Genomic DNA, 16,777 nt, shown 5'->3' with positions numbered 1-16,777 from the left:
CGTGATAGCTGGTTCTCCCCGAAATGCATTTAGGTGCAGCGTCGTGTGTTTCTTGCCGGAGGTAGAGCACTGGATAGGCGATGGGCCCTACCGGGTTACTGACCTTAGCCAAACTCCGAATGCCGGTAAGTGAGAGCGCGGCAGTGAGACTGTGGGGGATAAGCTCCATGGTCGAGAGGGAAACAGCCCAGAGCATCGACTAAGGCCCCTAAGCGTACGCTAAGTGGGAAAGGATGTGGAGTCGCAGAGACAACCAGGAGGTTGGCTTAGAAGCAGCCACCCTTGAAAGAGTGCGTAATAGCTCACTGGTCTAGTGATTCCGCGCCGACAATGTAGCGGGGCTCAAGCGTACCGCCGAAGTCGTGTCATTGCAGCGTATAGCCCCAACGGGTGCTGTGATGGGTAGGGGAGCGTCGTGTGCCGGGTGAAGCTGCGCCGGAAGGCAGTGGTGGACGGTTCACGAGTGAGAATGCAGGCATGAGTAGCGATTCACACGTGGGAAACGTGTGCGCCGATTGACTAAGGGTTCCTGGGTCAAGCTGATCTGCCCAGGGTAAGTCGGGACCTAAGGCGAGGCCGACAGGCGTAGTCGATGGATAACCGGTTGATATTCCGGTACCCGCTGTGAAGCGTCAAACATTGAACCAGGCGATGCTAAGTCCGTGAAGCCGTCCCGGAGCCTTCGGGCAAAGGGAAGTGGTGGAGCCGACGGACCAGACTTGCAGTAGGTGAGTGATGGGGTGACGCAGGAAGGTAGTCCATCCCGGGCGGTGGTTGTCCCGGGGTAAGGGTGTAGGCCGTGCGATAGGCAAATCCGTCGCACATTGAGGCTGAGACCTGATGCCGAGCCGATTGTGGTGAAGTGGATGATCCTATGCTGTCGAGAAAAGCCTCTAGCGAGTTTCATGGCGGCCCGTACCCTAAACCGACTCAGGTGGTCTGGTAGAGAATACCGAGGCGTTCGGGTGAACTATGGTTAAGGAACTCGGCAAAATGCCCCCGTAACTTCGGGAGAAGGGGGGCCATCACTGGTGAGAGGATTTACTCCTTGAGCTGGGGGTGGCCGCAGAGACCAGCGAGAAGCGACTGTTTACTAAAAACACAGGTCCGTGCGAAGCCGTAAGGCGATGTATACGGACTGACGCCTGCCCGGTGCTGGAACGTTAAGGGGACCGGTTAGTCACATTTCGGTGTGGCGAAGCTGAGAACTTAAGCGCCAGTAAACGGCGGTGGTAACTATAACCATCCTAAGGTAGCGAAATTCCTTGTCGGGTAAGTTCCGACCTGCACGAATGGCGTAACGACTTCTCGACTGTCTCAACCATAGGCCCGGTGAAATTGCACTACGAGTAAAGATGCTCGTTTCGCGCAGCAGGACGGAAAGACCCCGGGACCTTTACTACAGTTTGATATTGGTGTTCGGTTCGGCTTGTGTAGGATAGCTGGGAGACTTTGAAGCTGCCACGCCAGTGGTTGTGGAGTCGTCGTTGAAATACCAGTCTGGTCGTGCTGGATGTCTAACCTGGGTCCGTGATCCGGATCAGGGACAGTGTCTGATGGGTAGTTTAACTGGGGCGGTTGCCTCCTAAAGAGTAACGGAGGCGCCCAAAGGTTCCCTCAGCCTGGTTGGTAATCAGGTGTTGAGTGTAAGTGCACAAGGGAGCTTGACTGTGAGACCGACGGGTCGAGCAGGGACGAAAGTCGGGACTAGTGATCCGGCGGTGGCTTGTGGAAGCGCCGTCGCTCAACGGATAAAAGGTACCCCGGGGATAACAGGCTGATCTTCCCCAAGAGTCCATATCGACGGGATGGTTTGGCACCTCGATGTCGGCTCGTCGCATCCTGGGGCTGGAGTCGGTCCCAAGGGTTGGGCTGTTCGCCCATTAAAGCGGTACGCGAGCTGGGTTTAGAACGTCGTGAGACAGTTCGGTCCCTATCCGCTGCGCGCGCAGGAACATTGAGAAGGGCTGTCCCTAGTACGAGAGGACCGGGACGGACGAACCTCTGGTGTGCCAGTTGTTCTGCCAAGGGCATGGCTGGTTGGCTACGTTCGGGAGGGATAACCGCTGAAAGCATCTAAGCGGGAAGCCTGCTTCGAGATGAGTGTTCCCACCTCCTTGAGAGGGTAAGGCTCCCAGTAGACGACTGGGTTGATAGGCCAGATCTGGAAGCCCTGTAAGGGGTGGAGGTGACTGGTACTAATAGGCCGAGGGCTTGTCCTCAGTTGCTCGCGTCCACTGTGTTGGTTCTGAAACCACGAACAACCCCATGCCATGGTTCATGGTGTGGTGCGGTTGATGTGTTTCATAGTGTTTCGGTGGTTATAGCGTGAGGGAAACGCCCGGTTACATTCCGAACCCGGAAGCTAAGCCTTACAGCGCCGATGGTACTGCAGGGGGGACCCTGTGGGAGAGTAGGACGCCGCCGAACAATCATTCCGGGGAACCCCCGCACCTTAATTGGTGCGGGGGTTTTCTGCGTTTAGGGCTATCGTGACCGGCATGAACGAATTCGACATACGCCCCATACGCGCCGACGAGTGGCCCGCCGTGCGGGAGCTCCGGCTCGCCGCTCTCCAGGACCCCGCCGCGCCCCTCGCCTTCTTCGAGACGTACGACAGCGCCGTGAAGCTGCCTGATTCCTTCTGGCAGGAGCGGGCCGCAGGGTGCGCCGAAGGGGCCGTCGGGGCGCGGCAGTTCGTCGCCGTGGGCGCGGACGGGGTGTGGGTCGGGGGGCTTGCCGTGCTCGTCGAGGAGGCCGGCAGCGTCGACTGGGCCGGGCAGCCCGTCGAGCAGCGGCAGGGGCAGGTCGTGGGCGTGTATGTGCGGCCCGCTGTGCGTGGGGGCGGGGTTGTGGTCGGCGCGCTCTTCCGGGCCGCCCTGGAGTGGGCCTGGGGGATCGGGCTCGACCGCGTGCGGCTCCTCGTCCACCGGGAGAACGGGCGTGCGCTCGCCGCGTACGAGCGGATCGGGTTCGTGGCCACCGGGGTCGTCGTACCCCTCGAAGGCGACGGCGGTGGGGACGAGCTGGAGTACGTCTACCTGCGGCCCTCAGAACGGTAGGGCGCTGTCCGGCCAGCGGGACTTCGCCTGTTCCTCCGAGCGGACCAGGGCGAACGTCGGGAGGCCCTGGGTCTCTCCCGTCCGTAGGAGGTCCGGGAGCGTCGGGATCGGGGCCGTTGCCGCGACGTCGTCCAGGATCAGGGTCAGTGGTGGGTCGAGGCGACCGGAGGATGACCGTTCGGCCATGCGCCGGCCGCGCTCGACCACGCTTGCGACGAGAGCCGTGAGCAGGGGCATCGCGCCGGGGTTCGTGCGGGGGTCCTCGATCGAGTCGCCCACTACATAGAGCGTGCCCGTCTCGTGGAGGAAGGAATCCAGCGTGACGGCGTCTGTTCTGTTCGGTGCGCAGGCTTCTCTGATGTTCACCGTCGAGAGGGCCGCCAGGGTTCTTGTCGTCAGTTCCTGCGCTATGTCCCTGCGCTCCGGGTGGGCCGTCAGGGCCGCTTCCAGTTCGCCTGCCGCTCCTGGGGCCGCCTTCGGGTGCGTACGCAGTGTCTTCACCGCCTCCTGGACGTGTGTGCCCTGGCTCCAGCGGTGTACGTGTCTGATCGTCTTCCCGTCCAGCGCGGCTGCGTGCAGGTAGCTGCGGAGGAGGGTGTGGGCCGTGTCCGCGATCGCCTGGTCGATCTTCGCGGTGGGGCGGGTGGGGGTGAGGAGCGCTGTCGCTCTCGCGATCGCCGTTTCCTTGTCCTCGCAGCCCGTTGTGGGGGGCCAGTGGAGGCGGGACGGGGTGTCGCAGAGGTGGGTGGGGTCGTACAGGAGGGTGGGGCCGAGTTTTGCCCTCGCGTCCTTGGTGGTGTGCCAGAGGGCGGGGTTCGAGGTGAGGACCACGGCGGGGCCCGGGGCGTTCTGGAGGGCTTGGGCGGCGGTGTGGAGGCGGGAGTCCCGGGGGGCGGACTGGAGGGTGGGAACAGGTGTGTGGGGGGTGAGGTCGGGGGTCGGTGCGGGGTCGGTGGGGGCTGGGGTGGGGGGCGTTTCGCTTGCCCGCGCCGGCGGGGTGCCGCTGCGCCCACCCGTGCCGCCCCTAGCGGCACGACTGCCCGCAGCTGGGTGGGGTGGGTGGGGTGGGTGCGGGTCGGTGGGTGGGGTGGTGCGGCTGTCTGTGGCTGCGTGCGGTTCGTCCGTGAGGTACGGCCCTGGCCCTCCCGCGTCCGGCTCCCGGCCCTTCTCGTGCGCTCCTCCGCTCCGCGCCCCCAGCCTCTCCTCCCGCTTCCTCGTCCTCACCAGCCTCCATCTCGCCCACGTTCCCAGGCCGAAGAACGTCAGGGTCAGCAGGATCATCAGCTGGCCGATGAACAGGCCCCAGAAGAGGCCGTACCCCGACAGGGCGTCCAGCGGGGTGTCCGGCCAGGCGCCCGAGAGGTCGTTCGGGTTGGAGATCAGGTGGCGTAGGGCCAGGGGCGTACGCATGAAGGTCAGGTCGGGCGGCCAGGAGCCGTGGGAGAGCAGGGCCGACAAGCCCGTTGCCGTCCAGGTCAGGACCGTGATCACCAGGAGCAGCGCCAGTATCCCGAGGAGCAGGCCGTCCGGGACGCCGCCCTGGTGTTTGGGGCGAGGGGTCGGCATCGGTCACGCCACCGTGGATTCCGTGCCGTCCAGGTCGGACAGGTGCTGTTCCATGAACGCCGCCGCCCGCTGTTCCGCCTCCAGCTCGGCGGCGCGCAGCGCGTCGTCCGCCGCCTCCGAGGAGGACTGTGTCATCGCGCGGTCCGTGAAGACCAGGGGGCGTTCCGTCTCCGTGACCAGGTGCTTGACCACCTGCACGTTCCCGTTGACGTCCCACACCGCGATGCCCGGCGTGAGGGTCGGGATGATTTCGACCGCCCACCTCGGGAGGCCCAACACCCGTCCCGTCGCCCGGGCTTCGTCCGCCTTCTGCGCGTAGATCGTCCGGGTGGACGCCATCTTCAGGATCGCCGCGGCCTCCTTGGCCGCCGCCCCGTCCACCACGTCGGACAGGTGGTGGACGACCGCGACGAAGGACAGGCCCAGGCGCCGCCCGAACTTCAGCAGGCGCTGGAACAGCTGCGCCACGAACGGGCTGTTGATGATGTGCCACGCCTCTTCGACGAGGAAGATGCGCTTCTTGCGGTCGGGGCGGATCCACGTGTGTTCGAGCCAGACGCCGACGATGGCCATCAGGATCGGCATGGCGATGGAGTTGCGGTCGATGTGGGACAGGTCGAAGACGATGAGCGGCGCGTCGAGGTCGATGCCGACCGTCGTGGGGCCGTCGAACATGCCCCTCAGGTCGCCGTCCACCAGACGGTCCAGGACGAGGGCGACATCGAGTCCCCACGCGCGTACGTCGTCTATGGCGACGTTCATCGCCTCGGCCGACTCCGGTTCGGGGTGGCGGAGTTGCTCGACGATGTCGGACAGCACCGGCTGGCGTTCCAGGATCGTCTCGTTGACGTACGCGTGCGCGACCTTGAGCGCGAAGCCGGAGCGCTCGTCCAGGCCGTGGCCCATCGCGACCTCGATGATCGTGCGCAGCAGGGCCAGTTGGCCCGTCGTCGTGATCGCCGGGTCGAGGGGGTTGAGGCGGATGCCGTCGTCGAGGGCGGCCATCGCGTCGAGGCGGATGGGGGTTATCCCCAGCTCGCGGGCGATGAGGTTCCACTCGCCGGCGCCGTCCTCGCCCTGGGCGTCCAGGACGACGACCTGGCGGTCCTTGAAGCGCAACTGCCGCAGGACGTACGTCTTTTCGAGGGCGGACTTGCCGTTGCCGGACTCGCCGAGGACGAGCCAGTGGGGGGCCGGGAGCTGCTGGCCGTAGAGCTGGAAGGGGTCGTAGATGTAGCCCTTGCCGGAGTACACCTCGCGGCCGATGATGACGCCGGAGTCGCCCAACCCCGGTGCGGCGGTGGGGAGATAGACCGCCTGGGCCTGGCCGGTGGAGGTGCGGACCGGGAGGCGGGTCGTCTCGACCTTGCCGAAGAGGAAGGTGGTGAAGGCGTCGGTGAGGAGGGAGAGCGGATCCCGCATCTGGTCCTACCTCCGGATGCCGGTGGCGAAGGGGAGTGTGTTGACGAACGCTCGGTGGTGCTCGCGGTCGCACCACTCCAGCTTGAGGTACGACTTTCCGGCCGAGGCCCTTATCGTCCGCTTGTCGCGGTTGAGGGCTTCGGGGGAGCGCGAGGAGACCGTGATGTAGCCGACCAGGTTGACGCCCGCCGCGCCGCTCGCCAGGTCCTCACCGCGTTGATCCAGGCGGGAGTTGGCGGCGACGTCGCGGGGGTCGAGGGTGCGGTTCATCTTGGCCTGGCGGGACGCCTCGGCGTCGTCGTTGGTCTTCTCCGTCAGCATGCGTTCGATGGCGACCTCGGTGGGTTCGAGGTCCATCGTCACGGCGACCGTGCGGATCACGTCCGGGGTGTGGACGAGCAGGGGCGCGAGGAAGTTGACGCCGACCGGGGTCATCGGCCACTCCTTGATCCACGCCGTGGAGTGGCACCAGGGGGCGCGGGTCGAGGACTCGCGGGTCTTCGCCTGGAGGAACGTCGGTTCCATGGCGTCGAGTTCGGCCGGCCAGGCGTTGCGCTTGGTCATCGCCTGGATGTGGTCGATGGGGTGGTCGGGGTCGTACATGGAGTGGATCAGCGACGACAGGCGGCCCTGGCCGAGGGGCTGGCGGACGCGGATGTCGGCCTCCTGGAGGCGCGAGCAGATGTCCGTCAGCTCACGCGCCATGACGACCGCGAGCCCGGCGTCCCGGTCCACCTTGCGGCCCGCCTGGGGGCGTGCGGAGCGGGCCATCGCGTGGGCCTCGGCGGCGAGTTCACGGCTGTACTGCATGCAGGCGACGAGGTACGCGCGGTGCTGCTCGCTGCTCGTGGAGACCATCGACTGGAGCTGCTCGTACGAGGACTGGAGCCACGGCAGCGCCTTGTCGTCGCCGCGCTGGCTGACGTCCTTGGCGTGCGCGTCGGGGTCGGCGGGGAGGGTGCGGGCGAGGATCTGGAGCCGGGTGACGAAGCCGTCGCCGTTGGCCACGTGCTTGAGCAGCGTGCCGAAACGGTCCACCAGGGCTTCCTGGTCCTCGCTGTCGCGCAGGCCGACGCCGGGGCCCTCGATCTCGATCGCGGCCGTCACCGTACGGCGGTCGGCGTGCAGGAGGACGGCGATCTCGTCGGGGCCGAAGGGCGCGGACAGCCAGGTGATGCGGCCGATGCCGGGGGGCGGGCCGATCTCGACCTCGCGGCCGTCGAGCGCGATGCCGGCCTCCATGGCGGAGCTGCGGTAGGCGGTGCCCTTGCGCAGGCTGCGCTTGTAACTGCGGTTGATCTCGAACCACTTGTAGAACGTGCGGTGCTTGTACGGCACGTAGACCGCCATCAGGGCGATCAGCGGGAAGCCGGTGAGCAGCACGATCCGCAGGGCGAGCACGGGGACGAGCAGACCGCACATCATGCCGAAGAACGCGCCCGTGATGATGAGGGCGATCTCTCCGGTCTCGCGGTTCTTGCCGACGATCGCGTTCGGCCGGGCCCGGCCGATCAGATACGTACGGCGGGGCGCGATCGGGTGCGACAGGTGGGACTCGGTCGTCAACGCCCTTCACCTCCCGTGCGGTTGTTGCTGGCGTGCGGGGTGTTGAGGGGGCTGCCGGTGCGCGGGGCGGGCGCGCCCGCTGAGCCGCCGCCGTTCGCGGGGCGCGAGCCGTGCGCGGCGATGCCGCCGGAGCCCGGGTTGGCGGGGCGGGGCGTGCTGCTGCTGGACGAGTTCCCGCCGCCGCCCCCGTCGTTGGCGCGGGTGCTGTGTGTCTTGATGCCCTGTGCGACGAGGGTTGCCGGGGACGAGATGACGGCCGCCGCCTTGCTCTCCGCGCCCTGCATGATGCGGTTGTTGCGGGAGGCGGCGATCTCGTCGCCGAAGCCGGGGACGAAGCGGTAGATCATCGCGCTGGCGAAGATGGCCAGCAGGATGATCGCGAGCCCCGACACGATCGCCGAGAACGAGTCGGGACCGTCGTCCCCGGAGAGGGCTCCGGCGAGGCCCAGCACGATCACGATCACCGGTTTCACCATGATCACGGCGATCATGACACCGGCCCAGCGCCGGACGTGGCCCCAGAGGTTCTTGTCCACGAGACCGGCGTACACGACCGTGCCGAGCAGCGCGCCGACGTACAACAGGGCCGTACGGATGACCAGTTCGAGCCAGAGGATGCCCGCGGCGAGGACCGACACCAGGGAGACCACGATCAGCATGATCGGGCCGCCGCCGATGTTCTCGCCCTTCGCGAGCGCGGTGGAGAAGGTGCCGAAGAACGTGTCGGTCTGGTCGCCGGTCGCTTTCGCGAGGACCTCCGTGATGCCGTCGGTCGCCGAGACGACGGTGTAGAGGATCAGCGGCGTGAACGCGGACGCGAGGACGGTCAGCCACAGGAACCCGACGGCCTCGGAGATCGCGGTGCCGAGGGGGACGCCGCGTACCGCGCGTTTGGCGACGGCCAGCAGCCACAGGACGAGGGTCAGGACCGTCGACGCGGCGAAGACGACCGCGTACTGCTGGAGGAACTTCTCGTTGGTGAAGTCGACGTTCGCGGTCTCCTTCACGGCCTCGCTGAGCTTCTTGACGGTCCAGGAGGCGGCGTCGGCGCAGCCCTTGGCGAGGGAGGAGAGCGGGTCGAGGGTGCCGGAGACGCCGGGGTTGGTGGTGCTCGTCCGGCCGCTGGTGCCGCGCTCGCAGTACTCCTTGGCGTCGCCGACGATGAGCCGGCACTCGTCGCTGGAGGGCGACGGGGCCGGCGTGGGGGAGGCGCTGCCCGAGGGGCTCGGGTCGGGGGTGGGCGCGGCGAAGGCTCTGGCCGAGAGCAGGACGGCCGTGGTCTGTACGGCGGCGAAGACTCCGGCGAGGCGGAGCGCTGGCTTACCGGGCATACGTGAACCCTCCGTACTCCTCGATGGCCTTGCTGATCTCGTCGGAGCTGGCGGCCTTGTTGTCGCCGGGGACCGGGGCGGGTCCCGAGGTCTGGGTCTGGGAGGCGACCTTCCAGTCGCCGTCCGTCCACTGGAAGGTGAAGGTCCAGGTGGACCACGAGGAGCTGACGGGGTCCGTCGAGTTCGTGCCGGACATCCCGATGAGGCCCATGTACCAGACGGCGACCGTGGCGGTGGTGTCGGCGTAGGCGCTGACCGTCGTACCGATGGGGACCGTGCGGGAGACGAAGGTGCTGCCCCGGGGGGCGTCGCCGTTCGCGTCGAGGCCGGCTCGGGCGAGGAAGTCGGTGGAGTACGCCTTGTCGAGTTCCGGTACGAGGCGGGCGGCCTCGGCCGGGGTGTAGACGGCGTTGACGACGTCGTCCCGGGTGGCCTTCTTGAACATCGCCGTGGAGCCGAGCGCGACCGCGTAGTTCGCGGCGGCCGATTGAACGCCCTGGCGGGTCCGTGCGTATCCGGTGGGGATGCTTCCCGTTCTGGTCTCCACCGGCTTCGTCCCCGTCGCCGCCGTCGACTGTGCCTGCGGCTTCGTGCCGGAGGCGCCGCCGGTCGCCGCGGTGGAGCCGCCGCCATCCCCGTTGCCCCGGTTCGCGAACGCGATGGCCGCGATCAGCAGGACGACGACGGCGACGACCGTGACGAGGCTGCGGGAGGAGGAGCGGGCGGGCCGGCGCGCGGAGTCGGTTTCGGGGAGGCGGGTGCGGGTACCCGCGTAGCCACCGGTGGACGTGTCGTGGCCGGGCTCGTCGACGGGACTCATGAGGCGTGCGCCCCCTCTGCGTCGTATGCGGCGTGGGCGTCGTGGAGGAACGCGGTGCCGTACGACGGTAGCCGTGCTGGTTCCCGCGCGGGCGCGGTGTGGTGACTCGACATCAGGGGGACGCAACCTCAGCCGGGAGGGGGCGGGAAGGGGGAGGAGCTAGACGGCCATGCCGTACACGATCGTGAACAGCGTGCCGAGGGAGCCGATGATGAAGACTCCGGTGAGGCCCGCGATGATCAGCCCCTTGCCCTGTTCCGCGCTGAAGGTGTCCCGCAGGGCGGTGGCGCCGATCCGTTGCTTCGCGGCGCCCCAGACGGCGATGCCGAGGCAGATGAGGATCGCGAAGGCCATCACGACCTGGATCATCGTCTTGGCCTCGGTACCCAGGCTGCCGAAGGGGCCCCAGTCCGGAGCGATCCCGCCGATGATGGTGTTGATGTCGCCCTTGTCGGCTGCGAAGAGCATGTAAGTCACCGCCCCTGGTGGGTAGTTCCGTTCGTGGCCCGCTGCCGTGCGCAGGGGTCGGGAGTCATTGTCACCGACAATGCCGCCTGGGTATGTCGACTTGGCGGCATTGACGGGTGGGATTCGTATGAATGGTTCGTATCGTCACTCTGTGTATCACGGCAGGTCACGCCGGGCAATGAGGTGAGCGCGGAACCGTGGGGTGTGGTTCTGCGGAACCTGTCGGCGCCTCTGTCGTTGAGACACTTTCCCGATGCTCTCACGCTCGTAACACGAACGGGCCACGGCTCGATCGCCGTGGCCCGTTGTTGACGGTGAGTCAGTCGGTCAGCCGGTGAAGGCGTCCAGCCCTTCCGGGGTTCCCCAGCCCGTCGGACCGTCGTAGCCGGAGCCCGCCGTGCACAGGTAGCTCGCGCTGGAGGAGCAGGTGCCGTTCGAGCCGCTGGTGACGTCGTTCAGCGCGGAGGTGCCGGCCGCGTTGTAGATGTACGACGCCGGGTAGTCGCTGCTGCCGGGGGTGCCGGCGAGGGCGTACACGGACGCGATGATCGGGGACGACGCGGAGGTGCCGCCGAAGGTGTACCAGCCGGCGGTGACGCCGTACGAGTCGTACACCGCGACGCCCGTCGCCGGGTCCGCCACGGCCGAGGTGTCGGCGATCGCGCGCTTCGAGCAGCCGGTGTCGGTCTGCCAGGACGGCTTCGCGTCGTACGCGGAGCAGCCGGAGCCGGTGCCTTCGGTGGACGAGGTGTTCCACACGGACTCGGTCCAGCCGCGGTTGTTCGAAGCGGTCTTGAGCGCGGTGCCGCCGACGGCCGTCACGTACTTCGACGCGGCCGGGTACTCGGCGCCGTAGCCCTCGTCACCGGCGGAGACGGTGATCGCGACGCCGGGGTGGTTGAAGTACGAGGAGTCGTACGAGGTGTCGCTCGACGACTCGGAGCCGCCGTAGCTGTTGGAGACGAACTTGGCGCCCAGGGCGACGGCCTCGTTCACGGCCTTGCCGAGGTTGGCCATGCTGGAGGAACTGGCCTCCACCAGGAGGATGTTGGCGTTCGGGGCGATCGCCGAGACCATGTCCAGGTCCAGGGAGATCTCCTGCGCCCAGCCGCTGTCCGCCGTCGGGAGCGAGGTGGTCGAGCCGGTCTGGGAGACCTTCTTGAAGCAGCCGTTGGCCGTCGTGCAGGCGCTCAGGCCGTAGTTCGCGCGGTACTTGGCGAGGTCCGCCTCCGCGTTCGGGTCGTCGTACGCGTCGACGATCGCGACCGTCTCGCCGGAGCCGTTGCTCGCGGCGGCGTCGGTCAGGCCGTACGCGTCCTGGAGGTCGCTCGGGCCGAAGCCGGTCGGGGTGGCGCTGGCCGCCTTCGGGGTGATCGCCGCGCCCTTGTGCGACCTTGCCGCCTTCTCCTTCGAGAACGCGGTGACTCCGCCCGTCACGCGGAAGGAGTTGCAGGTCAGGTCGCCCGCGTGCTTCGGGGTCGAGCAGGGGGTCGCCGTCCAGGTGACGGGGGAACTCGCCGCCGGGGTCGCCGCGTTCGCCTGTGCCGCTGTGCCGAGGCCCGCGAGGAGGAGAGCGGCGGTGCCGAAGGCCGCGCCGCCGGTGCGGCGCCATCTGCCGGATATGGCAGGGGTGTTGTCGGTCGTACGCAAGGTACAGCCTCCTGGAAGTGGGGTGTTCAGGGGCGGTGCGGGTGAAGCCGTGGGGGGTGCGGGCGGCGGCCCGGCGACGACTGTGGCTTGTTGGGTACGCGACAAACAAGACAGGTGGCGGAATCCTGACTTCCGCGTTACCGAACGGGGTTCGGGGATTGCCCGGGGTTGGCCTCGGAATGGCCCGTGGATAATGGGGGCTTGACCTGGGAAACGTGTGCGTTACGAAAGGGGCAAGGGTGTGGGTGGGGGCAGTGACGTGCAGGAAGCGTTCCTGAGGGACTTCCACGCCGGGCGGCCCGGGGTCACCGGGGAGGCGTTCGCGCGCGGGCGCGGGCCTGACGGGCGGTCCAGCTACGAGCTGCTGCGGGATCAGGTGTCCGGCGCCCGGCGCGTGCTCGACCTCGGCTGCGGGGACGGGGTCCTGCTGGAGCTGCTCCGCGACGACTTCCCCGGCCGCCGCCTCGCCGGCATCGACCTGTCACCGGAGGCTGTTGGACTCGCCCGTGCGCGGGGCTTCGACGCCGAGGTGGGGCGCGCCCAGGAACTTCCCTTCGGGGACGGGGAGTTCGATGCCGTCGTGTCCCATATGGCCTTGATGCTCATGGCCGAGGTGGAGACGGTCGCTGCCGAGGTGGCTCGGGTGCTGGCGCCCGGTGGGGTGTTCGCCGGTGTGATCGGGGGCGGGGCGGTGGGCGGGGAGGCCTACGAGCGGTTCGTGCAGGTGCTGCGGAGGCTGCCCGCCGGGGGGATTCCGGCGCTCGGGGACCGCCGGGTGCGGAGCCGGGAGGGGCTGGCGGGGGTGCTCCGGGGGGCCGGGTTCGGGGAGGTGGCCTGGGAGAGCGTCGCCATCGACATCGGGGGGACCGTGGAGGAGGTCTGGGAGTCGCTGGCGGGGGTCTACGACCTGGGGCCGTTGAGCGCGGGGCAGGTCGAAGGGGTGCGGCGGGAGTTTCTGGGGGCCGTGGGGGATCTGGTGGGGGAGGAGGGGCGGGTGCCCTGTGGGTTCGTGGTGCGGGTGGTGGGGGCGCGGGTGCGTTGAGCGGGTGAACAGGGCCGAGGGTCGTCGGCTCGGGGCTCTACCTCGGCCGCAGCCCCTCCACCAGCAGGTGCACGTGCGTGTCCAGCCGCGCCAGGATCTCCTCCGCCGGGTACGCGCCCGCCGCCACCAGGGCCGCCAGGCCGTGCAGGGACGTGGCGGTGAGGAGGGTGATGCTGTCCGGGTCCGCGTCGATGATCTCGCCGGAGGTCTTCGCGTCCGTGATGAGGCTGAGGAACGCCGCGAGGGAGCGCTCCACGGCGCCGGTGAACTGGGCCGCGGAGTCGGGGTCGTGTTTGCGGGTGTACATGAGCTCCAGGAGCTCGGGGTGGTCGGTGGCGAAGGTCAGGTACGCGCGGGCCAGGGAGGTGAGGCGGGGTTCCAGGGGGAGGGCCGGGTCGTTCGCCTTGTCCATCGCCGTGTTGAGGCGGGCGTAGCCGTCCAGCGCCAGCGCGTCGAGGAGGGCCTGTTTGTCCTTGAAGTGGCGGCCGGGGGCCGCGTGGCTCACGCCGGCAGTGCGGGCCAGTTCGCGGAGTGACAAGGCGGCGACGCCCTTCTCCCGCAGGGTGCGTTCCGCGCTCGCGAGGAGCGTGGAGCGGAGGTCTCCGTGGTGGTAGGGGCGGTTCCCGGACGACGCGGACATGACCGTCATCGTAGCGCGGAACCCGCTTCATGTTGTCGTTGCCATCATTGTTGGCGACGTCTACATTGGGTGCATGGCTGACACCGAACAGAGCAAGTGGAACGTGGACCGGATGCCGGACCTCTCCGGCCGTACCGTCGTCGTCACCGGCGCCAACAGCGGCATCGGACTCACCGCGTCGCGCGCCTTCGCGGGCGCCGGGGCGCACGTCGTCCTCGCCGTACGGGACGTCGAGCGCGGACAGGCCGCCGCCGCGCGGCTCGGCGGCAGCACCGAGGTGCGCCGGCTCGACCTCGCCGACCTCGGGTCGGTACGGGACTTCGCGCGGGACTGGGAGGCGCGCCCGCTGCACGTCCTCGTCAACAACGCGGGCGTCATGATGGTCCCCGAGGGGCGTACGGCGGACGGCTTCGAGACGCAGTTCGGTACGAACCACCTGGGCCACTTCGCGCTGACCAACCTCCTCCTGCCGTACGTCGAGGACCGTGTCGTCAGCCTCGCCTCCGGGGCGCACCGGGCGGGCCGCATCAACTTCGACGACGTCAACCTCACGTCCGGCTACACCCCCGTCCGCGCCTATGCCCAGTCGAAACTGGCGAACCTCCTCTTCACCCTGGAACTCCAGCGCCGCCTGACGGCCGCGAACTCCCCCGTCCGCGCCCTGGCCGCGCACCCCGGCTGGTCCGCCACGAACCTCCAGAGCCACCACGGCAACCCCGTGATGCGCGGCTTCATGGCCGTCGGCAACCGCCTCTTCGCCCAGTCCGACCGGGCGGGTGCGCTGCCGACCCTGTACGCCGCGACCCAGGACCTTCCCGGTGCGAGTTACGTCGGGCCCGACGGGTTCGGGGAGGTGCGGGGGGCGCCGACGCTGGTGGGGCGGACGGAGGCGGCGAGCGACGCGGAGGCCGCGCGGCGGCTGTGGACGCTGTCGGAGGAGATGACCGGGGTGAAGTTTCCGGCGGGGGTCGGGGTGAGGTGACGGCGTCTGCCGCATCGCCGGTCGTGGCGGAAAGGGCCTGTGCGCGGGCTGCTCGCTGTTGACGGTCCGGGTTCCTGGGTAGAACTCCCTTGCGCACAGCGGGCCGTCGGGTGCGTTTCCCTGCCCTGAACGTGGCCCGATCCTGGCCTGGGGGCCGATCGCGAGTACCGGGATGTGGCAGGCGGTTGGGAGGAGGCGGCTGTGGTCGAGGAGAGTGGGCCGGTTGTCTGGTGGAAGAGCAGTTACAGCGAGCCGGCATCGGGGAATTGTTGCGAGGTCGCTCGCCTCCCGGTCTGTGTCCGGGTGCGTGACTCCAAGGCTCCCGAGCGGGCGATGCTCGGTTTCTCCTTCCCCGCCTGGCGGGCCGCAGTAGCGTACTGGGGAGAGAGAACGGCCGCTGGGGGCGCCCATGAGCAGATGTGATGCAGACGATCCGGATGGCGAAGCGCCGCGCGGGCGGCGGGAGTTCACCCGCTACTGCCTGGTCATCGGGCTGGCGTCCGCGGCGGCGGGGGCGGCTGCGTCGCTGCTGGGCGGGGATCTCGTCGTCCGGCTGGTGCTGTGGGTGTCGGTCCTCGTGCTGATGTCCGGTGCGGCCGGCTGGTGGTGGGCGTCGGCCCCGGCTATCGCTCATCGGTGGACGGTGGGTCTTTTGGTGCGTCCGGCAGCGAAGGACGTATCGACTCGAACGCCTTCGCGAAGGTCCTGATCAGCAGGACGGCCGCGCTGAAACTACCTGCGACACAGGCTTCCGGCGGGATTCCCATCCGGATGCCGGCGTAGGAGACCAGCGTCAGCGTGGCCGAGGAGAACAGCGCCAGCGCGGTCAGGTTGCGCAACACCCGTATGAGGTCGTCGGTGTGCGCCCTTCTCCGCCGTATCGCGTTGTCGGTGTCCTCGGTGCGCAGCCGCTGCAACCGCGTGCACGCCTTGTCGCTGGTGAGGCCCTGCGCGGTGAGTGAGCCGGGCACCGACGGGGCGCGCGTGGACGCCCGGTTCGTCGGCAGGGTGGTGCTGCCGGGAGAACGATCGGCGTCCGAGTGCCGCCTCCTTCGCCTCCGCCTCTCGTTCACCATGGCCTGCACGCCCCCGTCGGTGCCTGGTCGGAATCAGGACAGATTCAGTTGCCCGAGAACCTCGTCGATGAGTGCGATCGATGCCTCCTGGCTCAACGATTTGTCGGTGAGGTCCTCGAAGCACTCCTGGTAGAGAGCCACCTTCGCGCGGTCGTCCCGGTTGGTGAGGACACCGCCCGGCCCGGCGAGGTAGAGCACGTCCTCGTCGTCGCGGTAGCCGAAGAGAGCGAAGCTGTCCTCCAGACTGGCGTGGGCCCCGGCGGAGAACGGCAGGATCCGGAGCGTGATCTTCCCGGTCTCCGCCAGCCGCTTGACGTGTGTCAGCTGGTTGCGCATGGTGCTCGCGCCGCCGATGACGCGCCGCACGGCCGCCTCGTCGACGATCATCTCCAGGGCCGGGCCGCCTTCGGCGAAGACGCGTTCCTGCCGGGCCGCCCTGAGGTCGGTGAGGCGTTGGGCCTGAGTGACGCCGGGAAAGGCCGCGAAGAGCGCTTCGATGTAGTCCACGGTCTGGAGCAGGCCGACGAAGAACGTCGGGTGGTAGGTACGGATGGTGTCGGCCGCGCCCTCGTAGCCCAGGTACTGGGCGAACGTCGGCGTGATGATGTCGCTGTAGTCGGACCACCACGACTGGCCCTTGCTGTTGCGCGCCGCCTGCTCCAGATCGGCTACGACCGTTTCGTCGTCGATCTCGTACAGCCGCAGCATCGCCTGGAGGTCGGTGACGGACAGGCTCACCGTCCCCGCCTCGATCCTGATCACCTTGGAGAGCGACCAGTCGAGACGGTCCGCGGCCTCCCGCTGCGTGAGCCCGGTCTTGTCCCGCGCGGCCTTCAACGCGAGGCGCAGCTTGCGCCGGTTCAGGCTGGGATCGGAGGCGCTGGGCATGGAATCTCCTTCCTGGCCGCGCTCCACGCACTGCACGGGACCAGAACGCGACCAAGGCGTCTAGGTCAACGTTGCTTGCGTGTCAAGAGCCCCAGTGGGCGAGCCTATGACAACGTCACACCGCTTGGTAGCCGAACGGTGTAGGCCAGTCGGGCATTTTCCTTGCGGCTACTACCGAACTGCCATGTCACTGAGTGATGCCGTCAAGGAGCGCTTACCCGAACGCCATATGTCTAATCGACCGATCGAGTGACGATGTTCGAT

Annotated in this window: 14 protein-coding genes and 2 rRNA genes (1 of these 16 only partly in view); 6 read left to right on the top strand and 10 right to left on the bottom strand. The window is 68.1% G+C overall.

What is annotated here, in order from left to right; translation table 11 throughout:
- From ACQCO7_RS20175 to ACQCO7_RS20165, 3 genes are all read left to right on the top strand, one after another.
- Positions 1–2,222, top strand: a 23S ribosomal RNA gene (locus ACQCO7_RS20175) (it extends 920 nt beyond the left edge of the window).
- 91 nt (positions 2,223–2,313) lie between these two features.
- A 5S ribosomal RNA gene (gene rrf, locus ACQCO7_RS20170) occupies positions 2,314–2,430 on the top strand.
- Positions 2,431–2,501: 71 nt separating this feature from the next.
- The gene (locus ACQCO7_RS20165; RefSeq protein WP_464073179.1) at positions 2,502–3,062 is read left to right on the top strand and encodes a GNAT family N-acetyltransferase; all 561 of its coding nucleotides are present in this window, start codon (positions 2,502–2,504) and stop codon (positions 3,060–3,062) included.
- Here ACQCO7_RS20165 and ACQCO7_RS20160 read toward each other — a convergent pair.
- The 7 genes from ACQCO7_RS20160 to ACQCO7_RS20130 form a co-directional block, all read right to left on the bottom strand.
- Positions 3,051–4,628 carry a type IV secretory system conjugative DNA transfer family protein gene (locus ACQCO7_RS20160; RefSeq protein ID WP_464073178.1) on the bottom strand — a complete coding sequence of 526 codons (1,578 nt, stop codon included), beginning with the start codon at positions 4,626–4,628 and terminating at the stop codon, positions 3,051–3,053. The two genes, ACQCO7_RS20165 and ACQCO7_RS20160, sit on opposite strands and share 12 nt — an antisense overlap.
- 3 nt (positions 4,629–4,631) lie before the next feature.
- Complete coding sequence (locus tag ACQCO7_RS20155) at positions 4,632–6,050, bottom strand: ATP-binding protein (protein ID WP_075734384.1); 1,419 nt, start codon at positions 6,048–6,050, stop codon at positions 4,632–4,634.
- Positions 6,051–6,056: 6 nt separating this feature from the next.
- Positions 6,057–7,616, bottom strand: coding sequence for an SCO6880 family protein (locus ACQCO7_RS20150; RefSeq protein ID WP_464073177.1), 1,560 nt, complete (start codon positions 7,614–7,616; stop codon positions 6,057–6,059).
- Entirely contained in the window at positions 7,613–8,947 is a 1,335-nt protein-coding gene (locus ACQCO7_RS20145; protein ID WP_464073176.1) for a hypothetical protein, read from the bottom strand. Before ACQCO7_RS20145 ends, ACQCO7_RS20150 begins: the two co-directional genes overlap by 4 nt.
- A complete protein-coding gene (locus ACQCO7_RS20140; protein ID WP_464073175.1) occupies positions 8,937–9,767 on the bottom strand; it encodes a DUF8175 domain-containg protein in 831 nt (276 codons plus the stop codon). Before ACQCO7_RS20140 ends, ACQCO7_RS20145 begins: the two co-directional genes overlap by 11 nt.
- Before the next feature lie 159 nt (positions 9,768–9,926).
- Positions 9,927–10,235 (bottom strand): hypothetical protein, encoded by a 309-nt coding sequence (locus ACQCO7_RS20135; protein WP_010355696.1) that lies wholly within the window; start codon positions 10,233–10,235, stop codon positions 9,927–9,929.
- A gap of 327 nt (positions 10,236–10,562) precedes the next feature.
- Positions 10,563–11,885: a S53 family peptidase gene (locus ACQCO7_RS20130; protein WP_464073174.1), complete on the bottom strand. Its 1,323-nt coding sequence runs from the start codon at positions 11,883–11,885 to the stop codon at positions 10,563–10,565.
- Positions 11,886–12,126: 241 nt separating this feature from the next.
- Between ACQCO7_RS20130 and ACQCO7_RS20125 the strand changes: the two genes are divergently transcribed.
- Positions 12,127–12,927: a class I SAM-dependent methyltransferase gene (locus ACQCO7_RS20125; protein ID WP_464073173.1), complete on the top strand. Its 801-nt coding sequence runs from the start codon at positions 12,127–12,129 to the stop codon at positions 12,925–12,927.
- A 37-nt stretch (positions 12,928–12,964) separates the two neighbouring features.
- On the opposite strand, the gene ACQCO7_RS20120 is transcribed toward ACQCO7_RS20125, so the two are convergent.
- On the bottom strand, positions 12,965–13,567 hold the full coding sequence (locus ACQCO7_RS20120; protein WP_464073172.1) for a TetR/AcrR family transcriptional regulator: 603 nt from the start codon (positions 13,565–13,567) through the stop codon (positions 12,965–12,967).
- A 73-nt stretch (positions 13,568–13,640) separates the two neighbouring features.
- Between ACQCO7_RS20120 and ACQCO7_RS20115 the strand changes: the two genes are divergently transcribed.
- Together ACQCO7_RS20115 and ACQCO7_RS20110 are read left to right on the top strand one after the other, a co-directional pair.
- Positions 13,641–14,549 carry an oxidoreductase gene (locus ACQCO7_RS20115; RefSeq protein WP_464073171.1) on the top strand — a complete coding sequence of 303 codons (909 nt, stop codon included), beginning with the start codon at positions 13,641–13,643 and terminating at the stop codon, positions 14,547–14,549.
- Between the two features lie 174 nt (positions 14,550–14,723).
- Complete coding sequence (locus ACQCO7_RS20110) at positions 14,724–14,972, top strand: DUF397 domain-containing protein (RefSeq protein WP_464073170.1); 249 nt, start codon at positions 14,724–14,726, stop codon at positions 14,970–14,972.
- Between the two features lie 200 nt (positions 14,973–15,172).
- Here ACQCO7_RS20110 and ACQCO7_RS20105 read toward each other — a convergent pair whose 3' ends face one another.
- Together ACQCO7_RS20105 and ACQCO7_RS20100 are read right to left on the bottom strand one after the other, a co-directional pair.
- Positions 15,173–15,625: a hypothetical protein gene (locus tag ACQCO7_RS20105; RefSeq protein WP_464073169.1), complete on the bottom strand. Its 453-nt coding sequence runs from the start codon at positions 15,623–15,625 to the stop codon at positions 15,173–15,175.
- A 33-nt stretch (positions 15,626–15,658) separates the two neighbouring features.
- Positions 15,659–16,513, bottom strand: a complete 855-nt coding sequence (locus tag ACQCO7_RS20100; protein ID WP_464073168.1) for a helix-turn-helix domain-containing protein — start codon at positions 16,511–16,513, stop codon at positions 15,659–15,661.
- Positions 16,514–16,777: the final 264 nt, after the last annotated feature.

This window comes from Streptomyces saintjeani, from assembly GCF_055409605.1.
The sequence above is the reverse complement of the archived record's forward strand: the minus strand, read 5'-3'. Positions and strand labels throughout refer to the sequence as shown.

Coding starts and splice junctions, on each gene's coding strand:
- ACQCO7_RS20105 (WP_464073169.1), bottom strand. CDS start 15,625: ATGGTGAACGAGAGGCGGAGGCGAAGGAGGCGGCACTCGGACGCCGAT.
- ACQCO7_RS20145 (WP_464073176.1), bottom strand. CDS start 8,947: ATGCCCGGTAAGCCAGCGCTCCGCCTCGCCGGAGTCTTCGCCGCCGTA.
- ACQCO7_RS20140 (WP_464073175.1), bottom strand. CDS start 9,767: ATGAGTCCCGTCGACGAGCCCGGCCACGACACGTCCACCGGTGGCTAC.
- ACQCO7_RS20160 (WP_464073178.1), bottom strand. CDS start 4,628: ATGCCGACCCCTCGCCCCAAACACCAGGGCGGCGTCCCGGACGGCCTG.
- ACQCO7_RS20120 (WP_464073172.1), bottom strand. CDS start 13,567: ATGTCCGCGTCGTCCGGGAACCGCCCCTACCACCACGGAGACCTCCGC.
- ACQCO7_RS20165 (WP_464073179.1), top strand. CDS start 2,502: ATGAACGAATTCGACATACGCCCCATACGCGCCGACGAGTGGCCCGCC.
- ACQCO7_RS20115 (WP_464073171.1), top strand. CDS start 13,641: ATGGCTGACACCGAACAGAGCAAGTGGAACGTGGACCGGATGCCGGAC.
- ACQCO7_RS20155 (WP_075734384.1), bottom strand. CDS start 6,050: ATGCGGGATCCGCTCTCCCTCCTCACCGACGCCTTCACCACCTTCCTC.
- ACQCO7_RS20100 (WP_464073168.1), bottom strand. CDS start 16,513: ATGCCCAGCGCCTCCGATCCCAGCCTGAACCGGCGCAAGCTGCGCCTC.
- ACQCO7_RS20135 (WP_010355696.1), bottom strand. CDS start 10,235: ATGCTCTTCGCAGCCGACAAGGGCGACATCAACACCATCATCGGCGGG.